We start from the raw sequence: 25,222 nt of genomic DNA on the forward strand, positions 1-25,222 counted from the left end.
CGACAGAAGCGGGTAGCCACCGGAAGTCGACACCCTGTGCGCAGGAGCGCCCGATCAGAGGCTGGCTGCGGACCGGTTGGGGTCTCGAACGTCGATCCCCGCTTCCTTCCAGGCCTCGCGCAACGCATCCGCCCCGCGTAACCGCACCCAGGCGGCCTCGGTTCCGGTCAACGGCACCGCGGCGAAGAAATGAACCGGATCGAAAGGCTCCGGCAGCGGCAGGTCCGCGATGTCGCTCGGCCCGAGCAGCACGGCCGTGAACGGCGCGTTGGTCCACAGCGGCTCACCGAGATCGAGCAGGGCGTCCTCCACCAGCACGACGCCCTCCACCGCGGGCGAGGCCGCGAGCACGGCCAAGCTCTTGTGGACGCCCGACGCCACGCCTGCGCCACCGCGAAGGGTCAGTACCAGTTCGGCGCGAGGGCCACGGGACGGATCGGCGACCATGTCGTTCGGGTCTGCCATGGGATGACGCGAGCAGCCGAGGCTGACGTACCGCACCACCTCGGAGTCCGCTCCGAATCGCAGCACGTCCAGTGACTCCAGGCCGAGGAACGTCACGGACGCGGACGACGGGTTGTCGTCGCCGATCTCGGTCACCAGGTGTGCGCGTACCGCGGTAATGACACTCTCGCTCACGAGACCCATCCAACACCACCGGTGCCCGAGAAGTCCGTTCGGAGGTGCCCACCGCGGACGAGGTGGGTACCGTCGTACCCGTGGTATCCGTTCTCGCTGTGTCCGACGAAACGATCGAATCTCTGTGGAGTCCGCAGGTGAAGTCGCTCGGCGTCGATCTGATTCTCGGCGCGGGCGACCTTCCGTTCGATTACCTCGAGTATCTGACCGACGCGTTGAACGCTCCGTGCGTGTTCGTGCCCGGCAATCACGACGCGGACCTGACGGGTTATTCGGCCGGGAAGGCCGGCTGGATGCGCGCCGGGCTGCCTGCCACCTGGCCGGGGCCGGTGGGTGCGATCAACGTCGACCGGCGGATCGTGTCCGCTGCCGGTCTGCGTATCGCCGGTCTCGGCGGGTCGATCCGCTACAACGGCGGACCCAATCAATGGACGCAACGTCAGCAGCGCAGACGCTCACGCACCCTCACTCGAACATTCGCGTGGAATCGCAACGTCCGCAAGGACGTACGGCCGGTGGACATTCTGCTCACTCACAGCCCACCCCTCGGAGTCGGCGACGACACCGACCCGGCACACGTCGGCTTCGACTGCCTGGACGAGGTGACGCGTCGGCTCTCCCCACAGTTGTTGTTGCACGGCCACATTCATCCACACGGCCACACCCCGGACGATCTGGCCCTGCACGGGGCGACGGTGATCAACACCGTCGGATACACCCTGCTCGACGTCGAACCGGGTGGGCAGCGACAGCACGTCGAAGCACCGAGGATCGTGAGGCGCAGACATGGCACGTGACACCGGATTTCCGGCCGCCGACGCGGAGAACGACTTCACCCGCCAGCGTCGACGCGCCGACGTGGCGAGACTCGTCGGGTGGCTGCGGCGTCAACCCGACGACGTCAACACCATCCTGCCGTTCGACGAAGTGGTTGCTGCCCTCGGCAAGGTCGGTGAACGGCACCTGGGTCTGCAGGTCATTCGCGTCGAGACCATCGTCGGCAGCGTCGACCGCACTCGCGACTTCGACAGGTTCTTCAGGCCGACCTCGGCGCGGATCAGGGAACGCTGGCAGCGGCTGGCGGCGGCGCAGCGCCGCGGTGAAGCGATGCCGCCGATCCAGGTGTATCGCATCGGCGGCATGCACTTCGTCGTCGACGGGCATCACCGGGTGTCGATTGCGTTCGCGATGCATCGCACGACGATCGATGCCGTCGTCACCGAGATCATCACGCGTATCTCCCCCGAGGGCATCACCCGGCGCGGCGATCTGTTGATCAAGGATCATCGCCGCATCTTCCTGAGTCGGGTGCCCCTGGTGGGACGCGCACGCGAGGCGGTACAGGTCACCGACCCGTTCGATTACGCGCAACTGAGCGAGTCGGTGGAGGCCTGGGGATTTCGGCTGATGCAGGAACTCGGGGAGTTCGTCGACCGCGGAACGGTCGCACGACGCTGGTTCGGTGAGGAGTACCTGCCAGTGGTCCGCATGGTCCGGGCGGTCGAGATTCTCGAGGACCGCACCGATGCCGAGGCCTATCTGTGGATGAGCCGTGAGCGCTACCGGTTGGTGCGCGAGCACGTCTGGAACGACGAGATCGTCAGTGAACTCCGGCAGAAGGCCCTGGGGAAGCCCAACCGGGCCCAGTAGCTCGTCCGAGGCACCTCGGCTCACACCGGGGAAACCGGTACCCGATAATTAATTAGATGCGTTCAACATTTTAGTTTGATCGGTTCGTATTTTCGGTTGTCATAGGTAACGAGGTTGTTCTTCCATGTCCACCCGCCGCACGCTGCTGCCAGGACTCTGTTTCATCGTCATGACCCTCGCCGTCCTGCAGACGATGGTCGTTCCCATCGTGGGCACCATCGGCACCCAACTGGGCGTCAGCACCACCGCTGCCGGGTGGGTGCTGACGGCGAACCTGTTGGCCGCGGTCATCGCCACCCCCGTCATCGGCCGACTCGCCGACCTGCACGGCAAACGCCCCGTGCTCATCGGCGTCCTGACCGTCGTGCTGGCCGGGTCGCTGCTGGCAGCGTTGACCGATTCACTGACCTGGCTGCTGGTCGGCCGCATTCTGCAGGGTGTCTCGTACGCCCTGTTCCCCATCGCCCTGGCGGTGTTGCGCGACGAGGTGCCACCGCGCGCACTCGTCGGCTCGATGTCGATCCTGTCCGGCACTCTCGGCGTGGGCGGCGGCTTCGGATTGGTGCTGACGGGGCTGCTCACGGCCAACGGTGCCGACTACCACCGCGTCTTCTGGCTCACCGTCGCCATCGTCGTGGTTGCACTCGGCATCGCGTGGTTCGGTGTCCCGGCCCGACCGCGTAGCGGCAGCGGGTCGGTCGACTGGTGGGGTGCCGTACTTCTGGCGGGCACACTCCTGCTGCTGTTCCTGGCCCTCACCCAGGGCCGCACGTGGGGCTGGGGTTCGGTGGCCACCATCGGATGCGCTGTCGCGGGCGTGCTGCTGGGAACCGTCTGGTGGATCTTCGAGAAGCGCATCGATGCCCCGCTCGTCGCACCCCGCATGCTCACTCACGGGCCCCTGCTGGCCACCAACGTCGCCACCCTGTTCGTCGGCGTCGGAATGTTCGCCAACTTTCTGGCCTGCTCCTACTTCGTGCAGACCCCACGTGCCGTCGCCGGCTACGGATTCACCGCCAACGTTCTCGAAGCGAGTGTCGTGTACCTGCTACCCGGTGCAGCGGTAGGAGTGGTGGCCGCGGTGATCAGCGGTCGCCTCATCGGATCGTTCGGGCCGCGCCGAGTTCTCGTCGGCGGCGCGGTGATCGGCGTTCTCGGATTTGCGTTCGTCGCGGTGGCCCACGATCACACCTGGCAGCTGATCACCGCAGGCATCGTCATCAACACGTTCGTCAGCCTCGCGTTCGCGGCCCTGCCCAACCTGCTCATGGCCGAGGTCAGCGCAGCGGACACCGGCGTGGCCAACAGCGTCAACTCGATCGTGCGCACCGTCGGCACGTCGATCGCGAGTGCGTCATTGTCCACCGTGCTGGCGATGTTCACCATCGACGGCACAAACGTGGCCCGCGAGAGCGCGTACACCGCAGCCTTCGTCGCCGGTGCCGTGGCCTGCACCGTCGTCGCCGCGGCAGCCCTGGCCATCAGAAGCACCCCGGCAGCGCGGCAATCGGTGCGGGTTGCCGAGTCCGAACCGAACACCACGTCGAACGTGCCACTGTAGAGCCTGCGGCATGTGAGTGGAACTTCGTAGTGGGCTACGAAGTTCCGCTCACATGCGGCGCAGCCGCTCAGATTGTCAGGTTCGCACCCGACGCCTGGTCGAACACCGAGATCTTGCCCGGGTCGAACCACAGTTCCACCTGACCACCCTCGGCGGCCTTGGATTCGGCTGCCAGACGCGCAACCACCTGTGCGCCACCGAGATCGGCGATGCCGGCATCGGCGGCCAGCTCCTGGAGTTCGCTGGACTCGACCTTGGCACCCTTCAGCGTGAAGTAGACGTACTTGTCGCTGCCCATGGACTCGAGCACGTCCACGGTTGCGGTGAAGGTGGCGCCGCTCATCTTCTGGTAGCCGTCGATCAGTGCCGCGTCCTCGAAGTGCTCGGGGCGGATACCGACGACCACCTCGCGGCCCGGGTTCTTGGCCTTGATCGCGTCCATTCGCTCGAGCGGGATCTCGATGTCGCCGAGGGCCGTGGACACTCCGTTCGAGGTGAGCTGTCCCGGAACGAAATTCATCGAGGGCGATCCGATGAAGCCGCCCACGAACAGGTTTCGCGGCTTGTCGTAGAGCTCCTGCGGAGAACCGATCTGCTGCACCAGCCCGCCGCGCAACACCACGACGCGGTCGCCGAGGGTCATGGCCTCGGTCTGATCGTGCGTGACGTAGACGGTGGTGGTGCCCAGACGCTTCTGCAGCCGCGAGATCTCGGCGCGCGTCTGGACTCGCAGCTTGGCGTCGAGGTTGGACAGCGGCTCGTCCATCAGGAAGGCCTTGGGGGTGCGAACGATGGCGCGTCCCATCGCAACTCGCTGTCGCTGACCACCGGAGAGGTTGGCGGGCTTCCGGTCGAGGTGCTGACTGAGATCTAGGATCTTGGCAGCCTCTTCGACCTTGTCGTTGATCTCGGTCTTGGAGAGCTTGGCGAGCGTCAGCGGGAAGGCGATGTTCTGCCGGACCGTCATGTGCGGGTACAGCGCGTAGGACTGGAACACCATCGCGATGTCGCGATCCTTCGGCGCCTTCTCGTTGACGCGCTCCCCCGCGATCCGCAGCTCACCGGACGAGATGTCCTCCAGCCCGGCGATCATGTTGAGCGTGGTGGACTTTCCGCAGCCGGACGGTCCGACGAGGATGATGAATTCGCCGTCGGCGATGGTGATGTCGACGTCGCTGACGGCAGCGGCGCCGTCCGGGTAGAGCTTGGTGACTTTGTCGAGAACGATTTCGGCCATGACGGTTATCCCTTCACTGCGCCGGACGTCAAGCCCGCCACGATACGTCGTTGGAAGAAGAGCACAAAAATGATGATCGGGATCGTGATGACGACGGCGGCTGCCGCGATCGATCCCGTGGGCTCCTCGAACTGAGAGCTACCGGTGAACTGCGAGATGGCCGCCGGGACGGTGACCGAACGTTCCGTCGCCGTCAGCGAGATGGCGAGCAGGAGGTCGTTCCAGGCGAAGATGAACACCAGGATCGACGCGGTGACGATGCCGGGTGCTGCCAGCGGGGCGATGACCTTGCGGAAAGCCTGTGCGGGCGTCGCTCCGTCCATCTTCGCTGCCTTCTCCAGCTCCCACGGGATCTCGCGGAAGAACGCGGAGAGGGTGTAGATCGCCAATGGCAACGCGAAGGTGATGTACGGGATGATCAGACCCGGCCAGGTGTCGAACAGCCCGAGCGAGCGCGAGATGTCGAACAGCGGTGTCACCAACGAGATCTGGGGGAACATCGCGATCAGCAGAGCCGCACCAACCAGGAGCTTCTTGCCCGGAAAGTCCAGCCGGGCAACGGCATACGCGGCCATGGTGCCGATCACGACGGCGATCACAGTGGTGATCAACCCGATTCCGATGGAGTTCACCAGCGCCGAGGTGAACTGGTTGGTGGAGAAGATGCCCTTGTAGTTCTCCAGAGTGAACGACTGCGGGATGAACTTTCCGTCGGCGATCGTGGCCGTCGATTTGAACGACAGGCTGATGATCCACGCCAACGGAACGAGCGCGTAGAGGAGGACGAGGACGTTGACGACCGTCCAACCGACCTTCTTGCGAGGCGTAACAGTGGTCATTACTTGCGGCCTCCGTCGTCGGATCCCGGTGCCGAGGCACCGAACAACTTGATGAACACGAACGCGATGATCGCGACGCAGAAGAAGATCAGGATGCTGATCGCCGACCCGAGTCCGAGGTTGAACGCGCCGAACAGGTTGTTGTAACCGAGAATCGACACCGATCCTGTCTCGTTGCTCCCTCGGGTGAGGACGTAGATGTTGTCGAAGATGCGGAACGCGTCGAGCGTGCGGAAGAGCACCGCGACGAGAATTGCCGGCTTCATCAACGGAATGGTGATCCGCATCAGCCGCGTCCAACCACCCGCTCCGTCCACCTCGGCGGCCTTGAGCAGATCGTCGGGCACCAGAGCCAGGCCTGCCAGCAGCAGCAGAGCCATGAACGGGGTCGTCTTCCACACCTCGGCCAGAACCACGATCGCGAGCGACGGGAACTGCTCGGTGAGTGGCGCGCTGCCGTCGGGCAACAGGTTGGCGAGATAACCGGTGCCCGGGGTCCAGGCGTAGTACCAGCTGTACGCGGCGGCGACGGTCACGATGCCGTACGGAATGAGCACCACGGTGCGGACGAGTCCGCGGCCGAAGATGGTGCGGTGCATGACCAGAGCCACTGCCAGACCGAGGATGAACTCGATGATCACCGAGATGATCGTGATGCCGGCGGTGACGCCGAATGCCGTCCACCAGTAGCCGTCGGACAGCACGGTCACGTAGTTGGAGATGCCGACGAATTGGCGATCCTCGGGGAACGCGAGGTTGTACTTCTGCAGACTGAGCCAGAAGGCGTACACGATCGGGTAGCCGGTGACCGCGAGCATCAGGATCGCCGCGGGTGCGACGAGGAGCAATCCCAGGCGTCGTTCGGCTTTCTTACCGTCGGAGATGTTCTTCAGAGCCGCCTGCCGATCGGCGGGCTGCGGCTGCGATTCGGTGGGATCGCTCATGGAATCAACCCTTCGGAATTGACGGCCTTGCTGACCAGTTCTGCGAGCTTGTCCACGTCGGCAACCGGATCGATGTTCTGCGGCGGGTTGAGGGCATCGGTCAACAGAATCGAAATGCTCTGGTAGGCAGGCGAAACGGGCCGCACTGCCGCGGACTCGATGGAACCGAGCACCCCTTCCCATGCGGGATAGACGGCCTGGAACTCCGGATCGGAGTACAGCGACTTCAGCACCGGGGGCACGCCGCCGTTGACGGCGTTGTTGCGCTGATTCTCCTGGTTGGTGAGGCACTCGACGGCTTCCCAGGCGAGGTCCTCGTGCTGAGTGGTCTTCGCGACGCCGATGTTGAAGCCGCCGATGGTGACCTTGGCGGGCTCCCCCGCGTTCACCTCGGGATACGGAGCACTGCGGAAGACCTCGGCGATGCGTGCATCCTGCTGATCGGCAGGCACATTCGCCAGATCGAGGAACGACACTGCCCCGGCGACGGCGTTCTCCTTCAGGCCGGGAAGCACGAACGGGTAGTTGACCTGGAAGGCCATCCGCCCCGACTCCATCCCGAGTCGAGCTGTCGCCTCGTCGCTCTGCGAGACCGATGGATCGCGGCCGTCGGCCGTGGCCACCCGCTTGATGATCTCGAGGGCCTTCTCGGTGGCGGCGCGGTGCTCGGGAGTGTCGTTGAGGGTCACCGTCGTTCCGTCTTCGGCGACCACCGACCCACCCGCGCTCTCGAGCAGCGAGTTGAACCAGACCATGAAGCCCTCGTACTGCTTGGCCTGCACACCGATCTGAGCGGGCTTACCGGCGGCCGCGTTGGCCTCGGCCACGTCGATCAGCTGATCCCACGTCTGCGGCGGGGTACCGCCCGGCACCTCGTCGGGCCGGTACCAGAGCAACTGGGTGTTGGAGTTGAGCGGAACGGCGTAGAGCTGGTCCTGCCATTCCGCGGTGGCGAGCGGGCCTTCCAGGGTGGACCCGTCGCGCAGCTTCGCCGAGAGGTCGTCCGGGACGGGCAATGCCCATCCGGCCTCGGCGAATTCGGCGGTCCAGACGACGTCGAGCGTCATCAGATCCAACGTCTTGTCGTTTCCGGCGAGACGCCTCGCGAGCTGCAGGCGCTGATCGTTGGCACTCTTGGGCAGTGTTCGCTGCTCCACCCGATACCGGCCGTTGGAGGCGTCCGAACACACCTGTGCCGCAGCGGCGTACTGCTCTGCGCCGTCTGCGGCAGTGTAGAAACTCAGAACCGGAACCGAACTGTCCGACGAACCACACGCTGCGAGCAACGGACTCGTCACCAGAGCCGCTGCCGCCAACACCCCTATCCTCGTTGCTTTTCCACGCCTACGACCACGATGTCTCGGCACTGTCCCGCCTCCGTACGTTCGGTTACTCGCGCAGCCCTTGTGTCGGCACTGCCGTGCACGAGAGAAACGTAACCGAACTCACTGGCCTCGAGGGCGATTTGGGGCTATTCCGTTACCTGTCGGTTGCCTGGTCGTCCAACCGTTGTGATCAAATCGACAGTTTGGCGAGCAGGTCGCGTGCTTTCTCTGCCGTCCGGGGCTCGCAGATGACGTCGTAGCGTCCGGCGACCAACTGCATGCTCGACGCGAAATCACGCTGTCCCTTGGTCGCGGCATACGGAATGGACGCCGAGATCAGGCCGAAGATGATGCCGCCGCCGACGCCGATGAGCAACGCGCCGAAGATGTTCTCGCTGAAGATACCGAGGACGAGACCGAGGAACACGCCCAACCATGCACCCGAAACGATGCCTCCGCCAATGACTTTGGGCCAGGTGAGCCGGCCGAGAACGCGTTCGACCTGCATCAGATCGACGCCGACGATGGTGACGTCCTGTACCGAGAATTCCTCGTCGGAGAGGAAATCGACGGCGCGCTGCGCCTCGGCATAGGTGGGGTAGGAACCGATGGGCCAACCGGACGGCGGCGTCGGCAGTCCTTGCCCTGGGCGGCCCGGCTGTGAGAGGGGATTGGTCATGACTCCATTGTGCCCCGAAACGGACTTTTCTGGTCGCTTCTGCAGGCTCCGCTCCGGCACCGTCACACCCATTGTTCGGCCCTCGGACAACCGCCTCGATCAGGAGATCGGCGGCTCGAACGTCGTCGTGCGTGTCAGACCGGCCGCCCGCCCCTTCGCCGAGACGACCAGCGCCATCTTGCGGCTCGCCTCGTCGATCATCTCGTCGCCGAGCATCACCGCACCGCGAGCGCCACCTGCTGCGGAGGTATGGAACTCGTACGCGTCGAGAATCATCTCGGCCTTGTCGTAATCGTCCTGTCGTGGCGCGAAGATCTCGTTGGCCGCCTCGATCTGCGTCGGGTGCAGCACCCACTTGCCGTCGAACCCGAGGCCGGCCGTCCGTCCCGCGGCCCGGCGAAACGCGTCGAGATCACGAATCTGCAGGTACGGGCCGTCGATCGCCTGCAATCCGTGCGTCCGAGCCGCCAGCAGGATCGTCATCAGAATGTGGTGATAGGCGTCGCCGGTGTCGTATCCCACCGGCTGTTCTCCGACGACGAGGGTGCGCATGTTGACGCTCGCCATCAGGTCGGCCGGCCCGAACACCAACGTCTGCACCCGGGGGCTCGCGGTTGCGATCTCGTCGATGTTGCGCAGGCTGCGCGCGCTCTCGATCTGCGGCTCGATGCCGATGGCCCCGACGGCGAGACCGTGCTCCTTCTCGAGCTGAGTGAGCAACAGATCCAACGCCTGTACGTGCGCCGCGCACTCGACCTTCGGCAACAGGATGGCGTCGAGATTTCCACCCGCCCCGGAGACGACGTCGATGACGTCGCCGTACGTCCACTGCGTCGTCCAGTCGTTCACGCGCACGACCTTGAGCTGATCGCCCCACCCGTCGGAGTTCAACGCGTCGACGATGCGTGCGCGGGCCTCGACCTTGGCGATCGGCGCGACGGCGTCCTCGAGATCGAGGAAGATCGCGTCGGCAGGCAAGCCCTTGGCCTTGGCGATCATCTTGTCCGAACTGCCCGGAACGGCCAGTACCGATCGACGCAATCCCGAAGCACCCATCGAAAGCACTACCCCTGTCTGATTCACCCGCTGTATTGCCCTGCCTCTAACCTTGCCATCATGGCAGCACTGAGCAAGGTATTCGCGGCCAGGCTCGCCGGCCTCGGCGTCCTGGGCCCCGACGGCGAATCGATCGGGCGAGTGCGCGACGTGGTGGTCTCCATGCGCGTAGGCAGGGCACAGCCGCGAGTCCTCGGACTCGTGGTCGAATTGGCAACGCGCCGAAGAATTTTCGTCCCAATGCTGCGAGTGACCAGCATCGAGCCCAACTCCGTTCAGCTCACCACCGGAAACGTCAGTCTGCGCCGATTCACTCAGCGCGCGAACGAGATTCTGGTGTTCGCGCAGATACTCGACTCCAAGGTGCGCGTCGACGATCCCGAGCTCGACGAGTTGCACGACACCGATTCCGTCGTCGTCGATCTCGGCATCGAGCTCACCCGAACTCGAGACTGGAAGGTCGCACGCGTGGCGGTGCGTAAGCAGCGCCAACGCCTTGCGCGACGCGGTGCCATCCACGTCGTCGACTGGCAGCACGTGCAGGGGCTCACGCAGAACGAACTGTCGATGCCCGACCAGGGTGTGGCGCAGCTGCTGATGCAGTTCGAGGACCTGCGCGCCGCCGACGTGGCGAATGCGATGCGCGAGCTGCCCGTCAAGCGCCGCATGGAAGTTGCGCGGGCGCTCGACGACGAGCGCCTCGCCGACGTCGTCCAGGAATTGCCCGACGACGATCAGGTGGAGCTGATGCACTACCTCGGAGTCGACCGCGGTGCCGACGTGCTCGAGGCCATGGACCCCGACGACGCCGCCGACCTCCTCGGCGAGCTACCCGAGACCGAAGCGGAATCGCTTCTGCGACTGATGGATCCGGAGGACTCCGCGCCGGTCCGCCGCCTGCTCGAACACTCCCCCGACACCGCCGGCGGTCTGATGACGCCCGAGCCCGTGATCCTCACCGCGTCGACGACGGTGGCCGAGGCCCTCGCTCGGGTACGCAACCCCGACCTGACGCCTGCGCTGGCCTCACTCGTGTTCGTGGTGCGGCCGCCGACCGCAACACCGACCGGCCCATATCTGGGCTGTGTTCACCTGCAGCAACTGTTGCGAGAACCCCCGGCGAGTCTGGTGGGCGGAGTCGTGGACAGCGCACTCCCGCGGCTGTCCCCCGAGGACAGCCTGACCGCGGTGACGCGGTACTTCGCGACGTACAACCTCGTCTGCGGCCCGGTGGTCGACGACGAGGACCACCTGGTCGGGGCCGTGACCGTGGACGACGTCCTCGATCACCTGCTGCCCGAGGACTGGCGAGATCAGGAAGTGGCCGGACAGTGAAAGAAACAGCACGCCAAAGAATGGACACGCCGCGCGGTTCGCGGCTGTTCAACGTCAACTTCGACTTCGATCTCGGCAAGTCGGGTGAGAAAGCCGCCAGGTTCTTGGGCACCGGACGCTATCTGGCGATTCAGACCGGCATCGTCATCGTCTGGATCTTCCTCAACGTCGTGGCCGTCAATCTGCAGTGGGACCCGTATCCCTTCATCCTTCTCAACCTCGCCTTCTCGACGCAGGCCGCGTACGCCGCGCCGTTGATCCTGCTCGCCCAGAATCGGCAGGACGATCGCGACCGCGTCTCTCTCGAAGAGGATCGGTCGCGGGCTCAGCAGACCAAGGCCGACACCGAGTTCCTCGCGCGGGAGCTCGCAGCTCTGCGTATCGCCGTCGGTGAAGTCGCCACCCGTGACTATCTGCGCCGCGAACTCGACGACATCAGGGCGTTGCTGGAACAAGCGACGGGTCAACCCGCCAACGCACCGAAGAAGGCGCGCAAGAAAGCGGCCGCACGCCTGGCCGACGACGCGTCGGGCGAGACCGACCCGCACTAAACCGCGCACCCCTCCGCGCCTGGTAACGGCCCGATAACGGAACAGTCTCGAATCAGGTACCCTCGATCCCGGTCATCAGGTCGGGCCCCGGAGATCATCCGGGGAAATCAGGAGGTACAGCGCGCGTGGGTCGTCACAGAAAAGCATCGAATTCCAAGGTTCGACGGAACTCGGTGATTGCTCTGGCAGGCCTCGTCCCCGCAGGACTCGTCACGGCCGCGACCAGCGCCGGAGCCACCGAATACATCCCGTTCGTCACCGCCAAGACGGCCCCGGCCGCACAGGAATCGAACTCCGTGGTCGAGACCCCGCAGGCGATCGCCCAGGACCAGCAGGCGCAGCCGGTGGCTCAGGCCGAGCTGCCGACACCCGCCCCGGTCCCCGCGCCCGCCCCGGCTCCCGAGATCCCGCCCACACCCGAGCTGCCCACCAACCTTGCGGTCAGCCCGATCGCGATCCCGGTCGTCAACGTCTCCGCCTACAAGAACGCCGAACGCATCCTGGCCCAGCAGCAGCCCGGCTGCGGCATCAGCTGGACCGTCATCGCCGGCATCGGCCGCGTCGAATCCACCCACGCCAACAACGGCAAGGTCGACGACTCGGGCGAACTGCACGAGCCCATTCTCGGACCGGTTCTCAACGGCACCCTCGCCGGCAATCAGGTGATTCGCGACACCGACGGCGGCGCGCTCGACGGCGACACCCAGTACGACCGCGCAGTCGGCCCGATGCAGTTCCTGCCCTCTACGTGGAACCTCTACCACGCCGACGGCAACGGCGACGGAGTCTCCGACCCACAGAACCTGTACGACGCGGCCCTGGCCACCGGCATGTACCTGTGCGACGACGGCACCAACGCCCGCGACCTGGCCTCGACCACCCGGGCAATCCTGCGCTACAACAATTCGATGGCCTACGTGGCGAACGTGCTCGCATGGTCGGCCGGTTACGCCACCGGCATCGTGCCGTCCTCGGACCAGCTGCCGCGGATTCACTGAATTCAACGCAGCACTAGATCGAGCTGCCCTGCTGTTCATCGGGACTCGGTGCACCGCATAGCATGAAGCAATGGCTGTACTGACCGAATCCGACGTTCGGACCGCGCTGACGAAGGTCATCGACCCCGAGATCCGTAAACCCATCACCGACCTCGGCATGGTCAAGAGCATCGACATCGCCCCCGACGGAGCCGTCGGCGTCGGCATCTACTTGACGACCTCCGGTTGCCCGATGAAGACCGAGATCAGCGATCGCGTGAAGAACGCCGTCGCCGACGTCGCCGGAGTCGGCACCGTGACGGTCGAACTCGACGTGATGAACGACGAGCAACGCACCGCACTGCGCAAGTCCCTGCGCGGCGATTCCGCCGAGCCGGTCATTCCCTTTGCGCAACCCGGATCGCTGACGCGCGTGTACGCGGTGGCGTCGGGCAAGGGCGGCGTGGGCAAGTCCAGCGTGACGGTCAACCTTGCCGCGTCCCTTTCCGCCCGCGGCCTGTCGGTGGGTGTGCTCGACGCCGACATCTACGGCCATTCCGTTCCCCGCATGCTCGGCAACGACGCGCGACCCACGCAGGTGGAGAAGATGATCATGCCGCCGCAGGCGCACGGCGTGAAGTTCATCTCGATCGCTCAGTTCACCGAGGGCAACACCCCGGTCGTCTGGCGCGGACCCATGCTGCACCGGGCCTTGCAACAATTCCTCGCCGACGTGTTCTGGGGCGACCTGGACGTGCTGCTCCTCGACCTTCCGCCCGGCACCGGCGACGTGGCAATCTCTGTCGCACAACTGATTCCGAACGCAGAGATCCTCGTGGTCACCACCCCGCAGCAAGCCGCTGCCGAGGTCGCCGAGCGCGCCGGAGCGATCGCACTGCAGACGCGTCAGCGCGTTGCAGGCGTCGTGGAGAACATGTCATGGCTCGAGCTGCCCGACGGTACCCGGATGGATATCTTCGGATCCGGTGGCGGACAGGACGTATCGGATCGCCTCACCAAGGCCGTGGGTGCCAAGGTGCCTCTGCTGGGCCAGATTCCGCTCGACACCGCCGTCCGTGAAGGCGGCGACGCCGGCACTCCGATCGTATTGGGCCACCCGAATTCGCCTGCGGCACAAGCACTCGAGGCGGTCGCCGGAAAACTTGCCGTGCGCGAGCGCGGACTGGTGGGAATGTCGCTGGGAATCGACACAACTCGGAAACTGTAAGGCAGGCGCTTATACCCGACAAACGACGCGGGGAACAGGGTTGGAGCCTTATGATTTGCCTTCAATCCTACTGTCGATAGAGAGTGGCCTTCATGAAGAAGCCGCATCGGGTCAGGCCGGTCGTCGTTCCGGTACTGATCGCACTGCTGATGACCCTGCTGGGATCCGTACTCGGTCCCGCGCTGGCGTCGGCACAACCTGCCCCGCCAGCCCAGAATTACTCGATCGCGACAGACACCACGTTCGCGCCCTTCGAATTCCAGGACGAGACAGGCAAACTCGTCGGAATCGACATGGACCTGCTCGCGGCCATCGCCGTCGACCAGGGCTTCGACTACACCGTCGAGCAGGTCGGATTCGACACCGCACTCCAGGGCGTCACCAGCGGCCAGTTCAACGGAATGATCGCCGGCATGTCGATCACCGACGAGCGCAAGGCCACCTTCGACTTCTCCGATCCGTACTTCGATTCCGGCGTCCAGATGGCAATTCTGGATTCGAACGACGAGATCAAGGGCTACGAAGACCTGCGCGGTAAGTCGGTCGCGGTCAAGAACGGCACCGAGGGTGCGACGTTCGCGACGTCGATCGCCGATCAGTACGGCTTCACCATCCGCAGCTTCGACGACTCCGCGACCATGTTCGAGGAAGTGCGTACCGGAAACTCCGCAGCAGCCTTCGAGGACTACCCGGTGCTCGCCTACGGCATCACCCAGGGCAACGGCTTCAAGACGGTCACCGAGAAAGAAGCCGGTGCCAGTTACGGATTCGCCGTCGCCAAGGGCACCAACGCCCAGTTGCTCGACCAGTTCAACACCGGCCTCGAGAACCTGCGCGCCAACGGACAGTACGACGAAATTCTCGACACCTACCTCAACGCCGACGCGTCCACCGCCGACACCTCGATCCCCGGCCTGATCGCCAGCAGCTGGCAGTTGCTGCTCAAGGGTCTGTGGCTCACGATCGTGCTGACCGTCATCTCCATCGCCATCGCGTTGGTACTCGGCGGCATCTTCGGCCTGTTCCGCGTCTCGACCAACATCGTGCTCCGCGGCATCGGAACCACCTACGTCGACATCTTCCGTGGCACACCACTTCTGGTGCAGGCATTCTTCATCTACTTCGGCGTACCCGCGGCACTGAACTTCCAGATGTCGGCGTTCACCGCAGGCATCATCACACTCTCGCTCAACGCCGGTGCTTACATGGCCGAGATCGTCCGCGGCGGCATCCTCGCCGTCGACAAGGGCCAGATGGAGGCGTCCCGCAGCCTCGGCATCAGCTACCTCAAGTCGATGCGAAAAGTGGTGATGCCCCAGGCAATTCGCACGATGATCCCGTCGTACATCAATCAGTTCGTCATCACGCTCAAGGACACGTCGCTGCTCTCGGTCATCGGCCTCGCCGAGCTGACGCAGACCGGTCGTCTGATCATCGCCCGAAACTTCGAGTCGTTCAACATGTGGCTGATCGTCGGCGTCCTGTACTTCATCATCATCATGGCTCTCACCAAGCTGTCGAACCGGCTCGAGAAGAGGATCAACAAATGAGCACCGAACTGACCAAGGACCTGCCGGTCGACAAAGGTCCGGGAACGAAGATCTCGATCAAGGCCCTGCAGAAGGCGTTCGGCGACAACACGGTTCTCAAGGGCATCGACGCCGAGATCGCCAACGGTGAAGTAGTCTGCGTGATCGGACCGTCCGGCTCCGGCAAGAGCACGTTCCTGCGCTGCCTGAACAAGCTGGAAGACATCACCGCCGGATCGGTCGTCGTCGACGGAACCGACCTGACGGCGAAGAACGTGGACCTGGACAAGGTGCGCCAGAACATCGGCATGGTGTTCCAGCACTTCAACCTCTTTCCGCACATGACAGCCCTCGAGAACGTCATGCTTGCACCCGTCGAAACCAAGAAGATGTCGAAGTCGCAGGCCAAGGACGCGGCCCTGCAGCTGCTCGAACAGGTAGGACTGTCCGAGCGTGCCGACTACAAGCCCGCCAACCTCTCGGGTGGGCAGAAGCAACGCGTGGCCATCGCGCGGGCACTGGCCATGAACCCGTCGATCATGCTGTTCGACGAAGCCACCAGCGCCCTGGACCCCGAAATGGTCGGCGAAGTTCTGCAGGTACTGCGCGACCTCGCCAAGGGCGGCATGACGATGGTGGTCGTCACCCACGAAATGGGCTTCGCGCGTGAAGTCGCGGATCGAGTGATCTTCATGGCCGAGGGCGTCATCGTCGAAGAGGGAACACCCGACGAGCTGTTCGGGAACCCCCAGAACCCACGCACCCAGGACTTCCTGAACAAGGTGCTCTAGCCACTGGCCCGCCCGCTCCCGCCGCCCGCCCCGCCGCGGATCAATGCGCCTTTGTTGCACTCAGAGCGACTGAATCCCACATTCATCCGACGGGGGGCGCAGCGGTCGGGCGGGCGCAGCCTGCAGACTGGGTGGTTCGTCGGGCCGGTTGGGGCTATGCCTACGTGGCGTCCGCGTCGATGGGCGGGGTATCGCCCGCCGCGAGTTTCGGTTCGTTCTTGCTCATCGACACGGCACCCCCGGACGCACCGCCCGAGGACACGCCGTTCTGCGGCGTCGGTCCGCCCATGTTCTTGGGCTTGGTGTCGAAGGGCTTGCCTTTGAAGGTGTCGTCCAGCGGGTTCTTGAAGACCGAGTCGTCGCCGTCGAGCAGGTGTTTGGTGATCACGGCTCGGGGTGTCATACCGCGGAGTTGGTTGAGGTCGGCGAGGGGCTTACGCAGGTCCTCGAAGTCGGTGCCGAGCTCGTCCTTGAGTTGTTGGCTCGCGCCGTTGGCGTAGTCCTTGACCTGGCGGAGGGATTTGGACACCCAGCTGATGGCACCGGGGAGACGATCCGGGCCGAGGATGACCAGAGCTGCTACGAGGAGAATGACGAGCTCTCCCCAACCGATGTTGCCGAACACGGGTGCCAGCCTACGTCGTCAGTCGGAAACCGGCGTGACGGACAGGTCCACCAGCCGTCCGGAGCGGACGAGTTGCACCGGCACCGCCTGGCCGATCGTGGTTTCCTGCACCGCGACGACGAGCTCGTCCGCGTCCCCCACCGAGCGGTCGCCGACCTTGGTGATGACGTCCCCTTCGACGATTCCGGCTTGCTGGGCCGGCCCACCGGCCCGGACGTTGGCGACTTCTGCGCCGGCCGAGGTTTCGTTGATCACCGAACGCGCGTTGATCCCGAAATCCGGGTGCCGCATGACGCCGTCCCGAATCAGGGCCTGCGCCACCTCGGTGACCTCGTCGACGGGTATCGCGAAGCCCAGTCCCACCGATCCGCCGCTCTCGCTTCGGATGGCGGAGTTGATGCCGATGACGCGACCTTCGAAGTCGATGAGGGGGCCACCGGAGTTACCCGGGTTGATGGCTGCGTCGGTCTGAACCGCGTCGATGACGGCGTTGGTGTCGGTGCCCTCCCCCGACAGCGCGACGGGGCGGTCGAGAGCACTGACGATGCCCGAGGTGACCGTCTTGTTCAGACCGAGCGGTGACCCGACGGCGATGACGTCCTGGCCGACGCGGACGTCGTCGGAGCGTCCGAGCTGAGCCTCGGTGAGGTTGCCGACGTCGGTCTTGAGTACGGCGAGGTCGGTCTTGGTGTCGCGGCCGACGATGCGTCCGGGCACTTTGGTGCCGTCGGAGAAGGTGACTTCGAGGGTCGACTTGTCCTCGTCGGATGCGGCGAGCGAGATCACGTGGTTGTTCGTGACGATGTAGCCCTCGTCGGCGTCGATCACGACGCCCGAGCCGGTGCCTCCGGTCTCGCCGAGGGTCACCTGAATGGAGACGACCGACGGCAGGACCGCGTCGGCCACCTTGCTGATCTGGCCGCGTGGGACGTCGTCGCCACTGGACTGGGTCAGTGTCACTTTCTGGCTGGTCAGTGCGCCGGTCACTTCGGCGGTCAGGCGGCCGAACAGTCCACCGACCAAGCCGATGACGAGGGCAAGGACACCGAGTACGACGAGCGCCCGCACGGATACCGATCGCCCGAACAAGACGTCGCGCACGCCGAGCTTGGTTCCAGGAGGGAGTACAGGAGGTGGTGGGGTGTCGAGGGCCGCGCCGCCCAGCGACACTCGGGACGCGGGATCACGCCACGGATCAGCCGGAACCTGGGGGCCGGCGTCGGACTCGTCGGCGGCGTCGGGGTCGCGCTGTAATGACTCGGTGGCGTCGTCGGGACGTCCGAAGGCCTCGGCCAAGACGGGGTCCGGCGGCCGGACCGACAGCCGGGAAGGCAGTTGTTCGTCGGGGCGACGTGGGGAGAACGAACCGCCGACGTCATCGGGACGTCCGAATACCGAGGCCGACACCGGATCGACGGTGGGTCGATGGACCGGACGCGGCGGCAACCGTGGACCCTCGTCTGCTGTGCCTGTGGTCTCGGTGCTGGTCGAATTCGATGTCACGCGTCCGGTTACCCCTCGCATACGTCGGTGTGAGAGTTCAGTATCACTCGAGCGGTCGGGGCAGCTCGATGCAGGTGAGGACTCGTCGGGCAGAAAACGCGGCGGTCAGCGTCGACGACGGCGCACGGCCTCGACGGACGCCATGAACGACCGCTTGGATCGAGCGGGCCCGTCTTCGCCTGCACAGGACGGAATCTGGCTCAGCAAACCGAGGAGCGAATGTGGCATCGACATCTCGCCTGCTCCGCGGAGCGCTCGACGCGCCTGCTGCTGCGCCTCGACCTCGGCCGAGCATTCCGGGCATTCGGAGAGGTGGTGAGCGGCGCGGAGGTGGGCGGGCATTCGTAGTTCACCATCGACGTAGGCTGCGACGGCTTCACTGGCCAGATGTTCGGTGGAGCTGAATTGCCGAGGCTTGCGTGCCTGCGTCATCCAACCCTCCTCGTAGCTAGTGGACACTTGCGTGACCCGAGTCGACCTTCCCGTGCACTCGAAGGTACTCCCGTAGCGCGTGACGGCCACGGTGAATGCGACTACGAACCGTTCCGAGCTTGACGCCCAGTGTCGCACCGATCTCTTCGTACGACAGTCCTTCGATGTCGCACAACACGATTGCGGCGCGAAACTCGGGTGCCAGCGAATCGAGCGCAGACTGCAGATCCGGGTCGAGGCGAGCGTCGTGGTAGATCTGCTCGGGGTTGGGCCGGTCCGACGGAACGCGGTCGTAGTCCTCGGGCAGTGCTTCCATGCGGATACGGCTGCGGCGACGAACCATGTCGAGGAACAGGTTGGTCGTGATGCGGTGCAGCCAGCCCTCGAACGTTCCCGGCTGGTAGTTCGACAGGGAGCGGAACACGCGGATGAAGGTGTCCTGAGTCAGGTCCTCGGCGTCCTGGGCATTGCCGGAGAGGCGGTACGCGAGTCGGTAGACGCGGTCGCCGTGTTCGCGAACGAGCTCGTCCCAGGACGGCATGGTGGAGTTCTCGCCGGTCGCATCGAACACTGCGGTGCCGCTGAGGTCGTCGGGGGTGGGCACGGACTCGGGTAGACGAGCGATGTCGCGATCGCCGTTGATCTTGTAAATAGTTGGATCCTCCTGCTCAGGACTGCGTACGTCCTTCTGATGCAACCGACGACTACCCTCGGATGTTCCAGCTCACACTTCGCAATCGACACGGACCTGCGATTCCTCCATAGCCTGACCGACCCGCGTGTGGGTCCGGTATGAATCACCTGAGGCCCACCTGAGAATGTGTGCGTGAGATCGAGCCCCGGGCACGATAACCTCGGGACGTGCCGACCAACGCCGAGAAGATGCTCGCTTATGCCGAAGACTCCGCTCAGGAGGACGAGGTTCTGATCGCAGCCAGAGAGCGAGCCGTCGACCTCGGTGCCGCTCCGGTGCCGCCGTCCGTCGGTGCCATCCTGAGCATCTTCACTCAGATGCTCGGCGCGAAGACGGTCGTCGAAATCGGAACGGGCGCGGGAATCAGCGGCCTGTGGTTGCTCGACGGGATGCGAGCGGACGGTGTACTGACCACCATCGACACCGAGCCCGAACACCAGCGGGCAGCGCGAGAAGCATTCCGGGCAGGAGGAATTGCGCCGTCCCGCACTCGGCTGATCAACGGCTGGGCGTTGGACGTGCTCCCCCGATTGGCCGACGACACCTACGATCTGGTGTTCATCGACGCCAGCCCCGCGGACCATCCGCACTTCGTCGCCGAGAGTGTGCGGTTGCTACGCCCCGGCGGAGTTCTGGTGCTGCACAACGCATTGCTGGGTGGACGGGTTGCCGATCCGACTCAACGAGACGCAACTGCGGTGGCCGTTCGATCGGCTGCGCGTGCCATCGCCGAGGACGAGCGCCTGACGACGGTGCTGCTCCCTCTGGGCGACGGGTTGATCTGCGCGTCGCGCGCATGACCATGTGAGTGGAAATCCGTAGCACGCTACGAACTTCCACTCACATGCCGCAGGCTCTGCTCTAGATCCAGACGCCCTTACCGACGGAGACGACTCCCCCGGCACTGACGTTGAAGCGTTCCCGGTCGCGTTCGAGATCGACTCCGACGATTTCGCCGTCACCGACGACCACGTTCTTGTCCAGGATCGCGTGCCGAACGACGGCACCCTTGCCGATCCGGACTCCGGGCATCAGGACGCTGCCTTCGACGGTCGCGCCGCTGTCGATCATGACGTTCGAGCTCAGTACCGAGTTTCGGACGGTGGCGGCACTGAGAATGCAGCCGGCACCGACGACGGATTCCTGAGCGAGGCCGCCCTGGACGAACTTGGCGGGCGGCAGATTCTCGGCCGATCCGCGGATGGGCCAGCGGCGGTTGTAGAGATTGAAGATGGGATGCACCGACACGAGGTCCATGTGGGCGTCGTAGAAAGCGTCGATGGTGCCGACGTCTCGCCAGTAACCGCGATCGCGTTCGGTGGCACCGGGAACGACGTTGTCGTTGAAGTCGTAGACCGAGGCCACGCCTGCTTCGACGAGCGCCGGGATGATGTCGCCGCCCATGTCGTGGTCGGAGTCGGAATTCTCGGAGTCCGCCTTGATGGCATCGACGAGCACCTTGGTGGTGAACACGTAGTTGCCCATCGACGCATACGTGACGTCCGGGTCGTCGGGGGTACCGGGCGGCTGCGCCGGCTTCTCCAGGAACTGGGTGATCTTGCCGTTCTCGTCCGAGTCGATGCAGCCGAACGCGAATGCCTCGCTACGCGGAACCCGGATACCCGCGACGGTGACACCCGCGCCGGAGTCGATGTGCTGCTGCACCATCTGCTCCGGATCCATTCGGTACACGTGGTCTGCACCGAAGACGACGATGTACTCCGGGTCCTCGTCGTACACCAGGTTCAGCGACTGGAAGATGGCGTCGGCGCTGCCGGTGTACCACCGGGGGCCGAGACGCTGCTGTGCCGGGACCGGAGTGATGTACTCCCCGGCGAAACCGGACAGTCGCCACGTCTGCGAGATGTGGCGGTCCAGGGAATGGGACTTGTACTGAGTCAGCACGCAGAGCCGGAGGTAACCGGCATTCACGAGATTGCTCAGCACGAAGTCGATGAGTCGGTAGGCGCCCCCGAAGGGAACGGCTGGCTTGGCTCGGTCCGCGGTCATCGGGTAAAGGCGCTTACCCTCTCCGCCGGCAAGCACAATCCCTAGTACGTGCGGTTGTGTCCTCACCCACCCAACCTATCCGCACCGAGAGAACCTTGCTACCAGTACACGCACAACTGCCGGGGAATGTAGGTTCGTTCACGTGCGAGTAGCGATGATGACCAAGGAATACCCGCCGGAGATCTACGGTGGCGCAGGAGTTCATGTCACGGAGTTGACTGCGCAGCTGAAGTCGCTGTGCGAGGTGGACATCCACTGCATGGGAGCTCCGCGCGACACCGCACAGGTGCACGATCCCGATCCTGCACTCGCCGGAGCCAACGCAGCACTGACGACGTTGTCAGCGGAGCTGCGGATGGCCAACGCGGCCGCCGGAGCGGACGTGGTGCATTCGCACACCTGGTACACCGGGCTCGCCGGCCACCTCGCGGCCGAACTGTACGGCGTACCGCACATTCTCACCGCGCACTCGCTCGAGCCCCGGCGGCCGTGGAAGGCCGAGCAGCTGGGCGGCGGTTACCGGATCTCGTCGTGGTCGGAAAAGAACGCGGTGGAATACGCCGACGCCGTCATCGCCGTCAGCGAGGGCATGGCCAAGGACGTGCTCGACGCTTATCCGCGCCTCGACCCGAGTCGAGTCCACGTGGTGCGCAACGGGATCGACACCGAGCGGTGGTACGCAGATCACGGCACGTCGACTCTCGACGAGATCGGGGTGGATCCCAGCAAGCCGATCGTCGCGTTCGTCGGCCGCATCACTCGGCAGAAGGGCGTGGGTCACCTCATCGCCGCGGCGCACCATTTCGATCCGTCGATTCAGCTCGTCCTGTGCGCGGGCGCGCCCGACACTCCGGAGATCGCCGCAGAAACCGAACGCGCAGTGGCGTTATTGGCCGAGCAACGCAGCGGGGTCTTCTGGGTCAAGGACATGCTCCCCACCGACAAGATTCGCCAGATCCTTTCCGCCGCAGCAGTATTTGTCTGCCCATCGGTGTACGAGCCACTCGGCATCGTCAACCTCGAGGCGATGGCCTGCGAGACCGCGGTCGTGGCGTCGGACGTCGGCGGCATCCCCGAGGTCGTCGACGACGGCCGCACGGGACGGCTGGTGCACTACAACTCGTACGAGCCCGACGTCTTCGAGCGAACCCTCGCCGACACCGTCAACGAGGTCGCTCTCGACCCCGCACTGGCGACGGCGATGGGCAAGGCCGGCCGCGAGCGGGCCGTTGCCGAATTCTCGTGGGCGTCGATCGCGAAACAGACCCTCGCCGTCTACAACGACGCGCTGGCGCGTCGGGGCTGAGAGATCTTTCGGTAGGTCGACACCGTCACCGACGCGGTGACCGGGACGGTGTCGGGCAAATCCTTCAACGCCGCGGACCGCGCGTGGGGGTCACCGTGCCGAATCGACGGCCCCATACCGATGAGTTCCTCGATGTCGTTGTGCGAGAGCATCATCGAGTACTCGAGCGGGGTCTCGGCCACCGACTCGAAGAGACCCGACAACGACTCACCGAGCCGACGGGTCTTGTCCTCTTCGACGCCGATCAGCCCCAGCGGCCCGCGCAGTTCTCGCTGATGCCGCGACGTCGGCGTGACGACCACCAACGTGCCGTCGTCGCCGAGAACTCGATGCAGTTCACCGGCGTTGCGCGGCGAGAACACACACGTCACCGCAGACACGGCACCCGCCCGAATCGGTAGCCCGCTCCAGATGTCCGCGACGACGCACCCGAGCCGCGGATGCGACCGCGCGGCTCGGCGCGCCGCGAACTTGGACACGTCCACCCCGACCCCCAGCGCGGCCGGACGCGCGTCCAGGACACCTGCGAGGTAATACCCGGTGCCGACCCCGACATCGAGGACCACGTCCGACTCGGGCGGAACAGCCGCCGACACCGCCGCCGCGATGGGCTCGAAATGACCGCCACCGAGGAACTTCTCACGGGCTGTGACCATCTCGGCCGAATCACCGGCGAACTTGCCGCCGTCGCCTGTCAACAGGCTGACGTACCCCTGCCGAGCCACGTCGAACGAATGACCACGATCGCACCACAGACTTCGATCGGTCTCACCGAGACCCAGGCCCGACTCGACCTCACGGACGCGGCACTGTGGGCAGACCAGCAGATCGACGACGTCGGTCAGCATCGAGCACCTCTTTCACATCGAGACAGATTCTCCGGCACTCCCCCGGAAACGACCTGCCGATCACAACACCGCTGATGACAACACAAAGCCCCGCTGGCCGGTGCGGCGAGCGGGGCTGAGCGATGATCGATCGACGTGGCGATCAGCCGGTGACGCCCTTCAGTTCGTCACCGAGTGCCGCGGCCTCGTCGGGGGTCAATTCGACGACCAAACGGCCGCCCCCCTCGAGCGGGACACGCATGACGATTCCTCGTCCCTCTTTGGTTGCTTCGAGGGGACCGTCCCCGGTCCGGGGCTTCATCGCCGCCATCCTCTGCTCCCTCCAGATCTGCGCCCACCTGCTCGGCGCCTCGGCCTAAAAGATAAATTCGTCGCGGGGCGACGGAGTGTCCTGTGCCATTCTTCCCTATCGCCGTCGATGGGGGGAACCTGAGTCGGTATTCGTGACCTGCACCCAACACCTCGACAGGTGATCGTCGACCATTCCGGTGGCCTGCATCAATGCGTAGGCGGTAGTCGGACCGACGAACCGTAGCCCGCGGCGTTTGAGCTCTTTGGCCAACGCCGTCGATTCGGGTGTCGACGCGGGCACGTCGGTGAACTCCGTGAGCCGCTGTGACCTGGGCTCCGGCGCGAAAGACCACAGCAGAGTGTCGAGATCGGTGTCGTCGAGGTCGACGATCGCGCGAGCGTTGCTCACCGCCGCCTCGATCTTGAGCCGATTCCGCACGATCGACGCGTCGCTCATCAATCGCTCCACATCGGCGTCGTCGAAGCGGGCCACTGCGTCGGGATCGAATCCGGCGAAAGCAGTGCGGAAGCTTTCCCGCTTGCGCAGGATCGTGATCCACGCCAGGCCCGACTGAAACGCTTCCAGACACAGGCGCTCGTAGAGCTCATTGCGGCCGTGCAGCGGCTGCCCCCACTCCGTGTCGTGATAGGTGCGATACAGCTCGTCGTCGGTGGCACCCCACGGGCAGCGCAGCTTGCCGTCCGGCCCCGCGACTGCGCTCACCGTTCGTCCGACTCGACCGTGCCTGTGACGCCCGAACTATCCGTGAGGCCGGCACTGTCGGTGAGGCCAGAACTATCCGTGAAGCCCGCACTGCCGGGCTGCCCCGACAGCGGGGATCGAGAACCTGACTCCTGCGCCGCGGACAGCCGTGACCGCAGCATGTCTATCTCGCCGCCCAGGCGCTCGAGAGCCCAGTCGACTTCGCTGGGCTTGTAACCCCGCAACGTCTGCTGGAACTTCAACGCGCGCACATCGGCACCAGTGACTCCTTCGGCCGGCAGCACTGTTGCGGTGGTTCCCTCGGGCAACGGCCCCAGCTCTTCACCGCGACCGAACACCGCTGCGGCGATGAAGAACAACGCCGCAGCGACGACTGCAATGACGATGATGTAGATCAACAGCGTCAACATGCCACGATCTTGTCACGGCTGTCCGACACGTCGGCCGG

27 protein-coding genes are annotated in these 25,222 nt (G+C 65.0%); 11 read left to right on the forward strand and 16 right to left on the reverse strand.

Annotated elements, in window-relative coordinates:
- Positions 1-54: 54 nt before the first annotated feature.
- Entirely contained in the window at positions 55-639 is a 585-nt protein-coding gene (locus tag AB0O58_RS00185) for a suppressor of fused domain protein (protein WP_032371948.1), read from the reverse strand.
- Between the two features lie 80 nt (positions 640-719).
- Between AB0O58_RS00185 and AB0O58_RS00190 the strand changes: the two genes are divergently transcribed.
- From AB0O58_RS00190 to AB0O58_RS00200, 3 genes are all read left to right on the forward strand, one after another.
- A complete protein-coding gene (locus tag AB0O58_RS00190) occupies positions 720-1,436 on the forward strand; it encodes a metallophosphoesterase (RefSeq protein WP_048317143.1) in 717 nt (238 codons plus the stop codon).
- Positions 1,426-2,289: a chromosome partitioning protein ParB gene (locus tag AB0O58_RS00195; RefSeq protein ID WP_366237706.1), complete on the forward strand. Its 864-nt coding sequence runs from the start codon at positions 1,426-1,428 to the stop codon at positions 2,287-2,289. Before AB0O58_RS00190 ends, AB0O58_RS00195 begins: the two co-directional genes overlap by 11 nt.
- Before the next feature lie 124 nt (positions 2,290-2,413).
- A complete protein-coding gene (locus tag AB0O58_RS00200) occupies positions 2,414-3,850 on the forward strand; it encodes an MFS transporter (protein WP_366237707.1) in 1,437 nt (478 codons plus the stop codon).
- A gap of 67 nt (positions 3,851-3,917) precedes the next feature.
- Here the strand turns inward: AB0O58_RS00200 and ugpC are convergent, their stop codons facing one another.
- From ugpC to AB0O58_RS00230, 6 genes are all read right to left on the reverse strand, one after another.
- On the reverse strand, positions 3,918-5,087 hold the full coding sequence (gene ugpC, locus AB0O58_RS00205) for a sn-glycerol-3-phosphate ABC transporter ATP-binding protein UgpC (RefSeq protein WP_027498036.1): 1,170 nt from the start codon (positions 5,085-5,087) through the stop codon (positions 3,918-3,920).
- 5 nt (positions 5,088-5,092) lie between these two features.
- On the reverse strand, positions 5,093-5,926 hold the full coding sequence (locus AB0O58_RS00210) for a carbohydrate ABC transporter permease (RefSeq protein WP_027498037.1): 834 nt from the start codon (positions 5,924-5,926) through the stop codon (positions 5,093-5,095).
- A complete protein-coding gene (locus tag AB0O58_RS00215; protein ID WP_027498038.1) occupies positions 5,926-6,870 on the reverse strand; it encodes a sugar ABC transporter permease in 945 nt (314 codons plus the stop codon). The genes AB0O58_RS00210 and AB0O58_RS00215 overlap by 1 nt, the downstream gene beginning before the upstream one ends.
- Positions 6,867-8,189 carry an ABC transporter substrate-binding protein gene (locus AB0O58_RS00220; protein WP_027498039.1) on the reverse strand — a complete coding sequence of 441 codons (1,323 nt, stop codon included), beginning with the start codon at positions 8,187-8,189 and terminating at the stop codon, positions 6,867-6,869. Before AB0O58_RS00220 ends, AB0O58_RS00215 begins: the two co-directional genes overlap by 4 nt.
- Positions 8,190-8,385: 196 nt before the next feature.
- Positions 8,386-8,874, reverse strand: coding sequence for a general stress protein (locus AB0O58_RS00225; protein WP_027498040.1), 489 nt, complete (start codon positions 8,872-8,874; stop codon positions 8,386-8,388).
- 99 nt (positions 8,875-8,973) lie between these two features.
- Complete coding sequence (locus AB0O58_RS00230) at positions 8,974-9,930, reverse strand: CoA ester lyase (protein WP_032365386.1); 957 nt, start codon at positions 9,928-9,930, stop codon at positions 8,974-8,976.
- A 60-nt stretch (positions 9,931-9,990) separates the two neighbouring features.
- On the opposite strand from AB0O58_RS00230, the gene AB0O58_RS00235 reads away from it, so the two are divergent.
- The 6 genes from AB0O58_RS00235 (at position 9,991) to AB0O58_RS00260 (ending at position 16,341) form a co-directional block, all read left to right on the forward strand.
- The gene (locus tag AB0O58_RS00235) at positions 9,991-11,265 is read left to right on the forward strand and encodes a CBS domain-containing protein (RefSeq protein WP_027498042.1); all 1,275 of its coding nucleotides are present in this window, start codon (positions 9,991-9,993) and stop codon (positions 11,263-11,265) included.
- Between the two features lie 20 nt (positions 11,266-11,285).
- The gene (locus AB0O58_RS00240) at positions 11,286-11,816 is read left to right on the forward strand and encodes a DUF1003 domain-containing protein (RefSeq protein ID WP_366237708.1); all 531 of its coding nucleotides are present in this window, start codon (positions 11,286-11,288) and stop codon (positions 11,814-11,816) included.
- Positions 11,817-11,941: 125 nt separating this feature from the next.
- Positions 11,942-12,814, forward strand: coding sequence for a lytic transglycosylase domain-containing protein (locus tag AB0O58_RS00245; RefSeq protein WP_032365384.1), 873 nt, complete (start codon positions 11,942-11,944; stop codon positions 12,812-12,814).
- Positions 12,815-12,884: 70 nt separating this feature from the next.
- Positions 12,885-14,021 carry an Mrp/NBP35 family ATP-binding protein gene (locus tag AB0O58_RS00250; RefSeq protein ID WP_366237709.1) on the forward strand — a complete coding sequence of 379 codons (1,137 nt, stop codon included), beginning with the start codon at positions 12,885-12,887 and terminating at the stop codon, positions 14,019-14,021.
- A 92-nt stretch (positions 14,022-14,113) separates the two neighbouring features.
- Positions 14,114-15,571, forward strand: coding sequence for an amino acid ABC transporter substrate-binding protein/permease (locus AB0O58_RS00255; RefSeq protein WP_027498046.1), 1,458 nt, complete (start codon positions 14,114-14,116; stop codon positions 15,569-15,571).
- Positions 15,568-16,341: an amino acid ABC transporter ATP-binding protein gene (locus AB0O58_RS00260; protein ID WP_045840754.1), complete on the forward strand. Its 774-nt coding sequence runs from the start codon at positions 15,568-15,570 to the stop codon at positions 16,339-16,341. The genes AB0O58_RS00255 and AB0O58_RS00260 overlap by 4 nt, the downstream gene beginning before the upstream one ends.
- A gap of 160 nt (positions 16,342-16,501) precedes the next feature.
- Here the strand turns inward: AB0O58_RS00260 and tatB are convergent, their stop codons facing one another.
- The 4 genes from tatB to sigE form a co-directional block, all read right to left on the reverse strand.
- Positions 16,502-16,966, reverse strand: coding sequence for a Sec-independent protein translocase protein TatB (gene tatB, locus AB0O58_RS00265; RefSeq protein WP_032390319.1), 465 nt, complete (start codon positions 16,964-16,966; stop codon positions 16,502-16,504).
- Between the two features lie 18 nt (positions 16,967-16,984).
- Entirely contained in the window at positions 16,985-18,490 is a 1,506-nt protein-coding gene (locus tag AB0O58_RS00270; protein WP_032375490.1) for a trypsin-like peptidase domain-containing protein, read from the reverse strand.
- 84 nt (positions 18,491-18,574) lie between these two features.
- Entirely contained in the window at positions 18,575-18,901 is a 327-nt protein-coding gene (locus AB0O58_RS00275) for a hypothetical protein (RefSeq protein WP_032365497.1), read from the reverse strand.
- Positions 18,902-18,917: 16 nt separating this feature from the next.
- On the reverse strand, positions 18,918-19,526 hold the full coding sequence (sigE, locus tag AB0O58_RS00280; protein ID WP_174557314.1) for an RNA polymerase sigma factor SigE: 609 nt from the start codon (positions 19,524-19,526) through the stop codon (positions 18,918-18,920).
- A 257-nt stretch (positions 19,527-19,783) separates the two neighbouring features.
- On the opposite strand from sigE, the gene AB0O58_RS00285 reads away from it, so the two are divergent.
- Positions 19,784-20,395: an O-methyltransferase gene (locus AB0O58_RS00285; protein WP_032365496.1), complete on the forward strand. Its 612-nt coding sequence runs from the start codon at positions 19,784-19,786 to the stop codon at positions 20,393-20,395.
- A 61-nt stretch (positions 20,396-20,456) separates the two neighbouring features.
- Here AB0O58_RS00285 and glgC read toward each other — a convergent pair whose 3' ends face one another.
- Positions 20,457-21,671, reverse strand: a complete 1,215-nt coding sequence (gene glgC, locus AB0O58_RS00290) for a glucose-1-phosphate adenylyltransferase (protein WP_027498053.1) — start codon at positions 21,669-21,671, stop codon at positions 20,457-20,459.
- 76 nt (positions 21,672-21,747) lie between these two features.
- Here glgC and glgA point away from each other — a divergent pair, with 76 nt between their 5' ends.
- Positions 21,748-22,911: a glycogen synthase gene (gene glgA, locus AB0O58_RS00295; protein WP_027498054.1), complete on the forward strand. Its 1,164-nt coding sequence runs from the start codon at positions 21,748-21,750 to the stop codon at positions 22,909-22,911.
- On the opposite strand, the gene AB0O58_RS00300 is transcribed toward glgA, so the two are convergent.
- The 4 genes from AB0O58_RS00300 to AB0O58_RS00315 all read right to left on the reverse strand — a co-directional run bounded on the left by AB0O58_RS00300 (position 22,881) and on the right by AB0O58_RS00315 (position 25,184).
- On the reverse strand, positions 22,881-23,759 hold the full coding sequence (locus AB0O58_RS00300) for a putative RNA methyltransferase (protein WP_032400860.1): 879 nt from the start codon (positions 23,757-23,759) through the stop codon (positions 22,881-22,883). The genes glgA and AB0O58_RS00300 overlap by 31 nt on opposite strands.
- Positions 23,760-23,901: 142 nt before the next feature.
- The gene (locus AB0O58_RS00305) at positions 23,902-24,069 is read right to left on the reverse strand and encodes a DUF3117 domain-containing protein (RefSeq protein ID WP_008714277.1); all 168 of its coding nucleotides are present in this window, start codon (positions 24,067-24,069) and stop codon (positions 23,902-23,904) included.
- Positions 24,070-24,165: 96 nt separating this feature from the next.
- Positions 24,166-24,744, reverse strand: coding sequence for a DNA-3-methyladenine glycosylase I (locus AB0O58_RS00310; protein WP_205913228.1), 579 nt, complete (start codon positions 24,742-24,744; stop codon positions 24,166-24,168).
- Positions 24,745-24,770: 26 nt separating this feature from the next.
- Entirely contained in the window at positions 24,771-25,184 is a 414-nt protein-coding gene (locus AB0O58_RS00315) for a DivIVA domain-containing protein (protein WP_052055088.1), read from the reverse strand.
- Between the last annotated feature and the right edge of the window lie 38 nt (positions 25,185-25,222).

Origin of the sequence: Rhodococcus sp. NPDC080181, assembly GCF_040702225.1 — a bacterium.
Classification (GTDB): domain Bacteria; phylum Actinomycetota; class Actinomycetes; order Mycobacteriales; family Mycobacteriaceae; genus Rhodococcoides; species Rhodococcoides fascians.

Excerpts from the sequence above, each read along its gene's own strand:
- AB0O58_RS00195 (WP_366237706.1), top strand. The coding sequence starts at position 1,426 with ATGGCACGTGACACCGGATTTCCGGCCGCCGACGCGGAGAACGACTTC.
- AB0O58_RS00200 (WP_366237707.1), top strand. The coding sequence starts at position 2,414 with ATGTCCACCCGCCGCACGCTGCTGCCAGGACTCTGTTTCATCGTCATG.
- ugpC (WP_027498036.1), bottom strand. The coding sequence starts at position 5,087 with ATGGCCGAAATCGTTCTCGACAAAGTCACCAAGCTCTACCCGGACGGC.
- AB0O58_RS00210 (WP_027498037.1), bottom strand. The coding sequence starts at position 5,926 with ATGACCACTGTTACGCCTCGCAAGAAGGTCGGTTGGACGGTCGTCAAC.
- AB0O58_RS00215 (WP_027498038.1), bottom strand. The coding sequence starts at position 6,870 with ATGAGCGATCCCACCGAATCGCAGCCGCAGCCCGCCGATCGGCAGGCG.
- AB0O58_RS00225 (WP_027498040.1), bottom strand. The coding sequence starts at position 8,874 with ATGACCAATCCCCTCTCACAGCCGGGCCGCCCAGGGCAAGGACTGCCG.
- AB0O58_RS00230 (WP_032365386.1), bottom strand. The coding sequence starts at position 9,930 with ATGGGTGCTTCGGGATTGCGTCGATCGGTACTGGCCGTTCCGGGCAGT.
- AB0O58_RS00235 (WP_027498042.1), top strand. The coding sequence starts at position 9,991 with ATGGCAGCACTGAGCAAGGTATTCGCGGCCAGGCTCGCCGGCCTCGGC.
- AB0O58_RS00240 (WP_366237708.1), top strand. The coding sequence starts at position 11,286 with ATGGACACGCCGCGCGGTTCGCGGCTGTTCAACGTCAACTTCGACTTC.
- AB0O58_RS00250 (WP_366237709.1), top strand. The coding sequence starts at position 12,885 with ATGGCTGTACTGACCGAATCCGACGTTCGGACCGCGCTGACGAAGGTC.
- AB0O58_RS00255 (WP_027498046.1), top strand. The coding sequence starts at position 14,114 with ATGAAGAAGCCGCATCGGGTCAGGCCGGTCGTCGTTCCGGTACTGATC.
- AB0O58_RS00260 (WP_045840754.1), top strand. The coding sequence starts at position 15,568 with ATGAGCACCGAACTGACCAAGGACCTGCCGGTCGACAAAGGTCCGGGA.
- AB0O58_RS00270 (WP_032375490.1), bottom strand. The coding sequence starts at position 18,490 with ATGCGAGGGGTAACCGGACGCGTGACATCGAATTCGACCAGCACCGAG.
- AB0O58_RS00275 (WP_032365497.1), bottom strand. The coding sequence starts at position 18,901 with ATGACGCAGGCACGCAAGCCTCGGCAATTCAGCTCCACCGAACATCTG.
- AB0O58_RS00285 (WP_032365496.1), top strand. The coding sequence starts at position 19,784 with ATGCTCGCTTATGCCGAAGACTCCGCTCAGGAGGACGAGGTTCTGATC.
- AB0O58_RS00300 (WP_032400860.1), bottom strand. The coding sequence starts at position 23,759 with ATGCTGACCGACGTCGTCGATCTGCTGGTCTGCCCACAGTGCCGCGTC.
- AB0O58_RS00305 (WP_008714277.1), bottom strand. The coding sequence starts at position 24,069 with ATGGCGGCGATGAAGCCCCGGACCGGGGACGGTCCCCTCGAAGCAACC.
- AB0O58_RS00315 (WP_052055088.1), bottom strand. The coding sequence starts at position 25,184 with ATGTTGACGCTGTTGATCTACATCATCGTCATTGCAGTCGTCGCTGCG.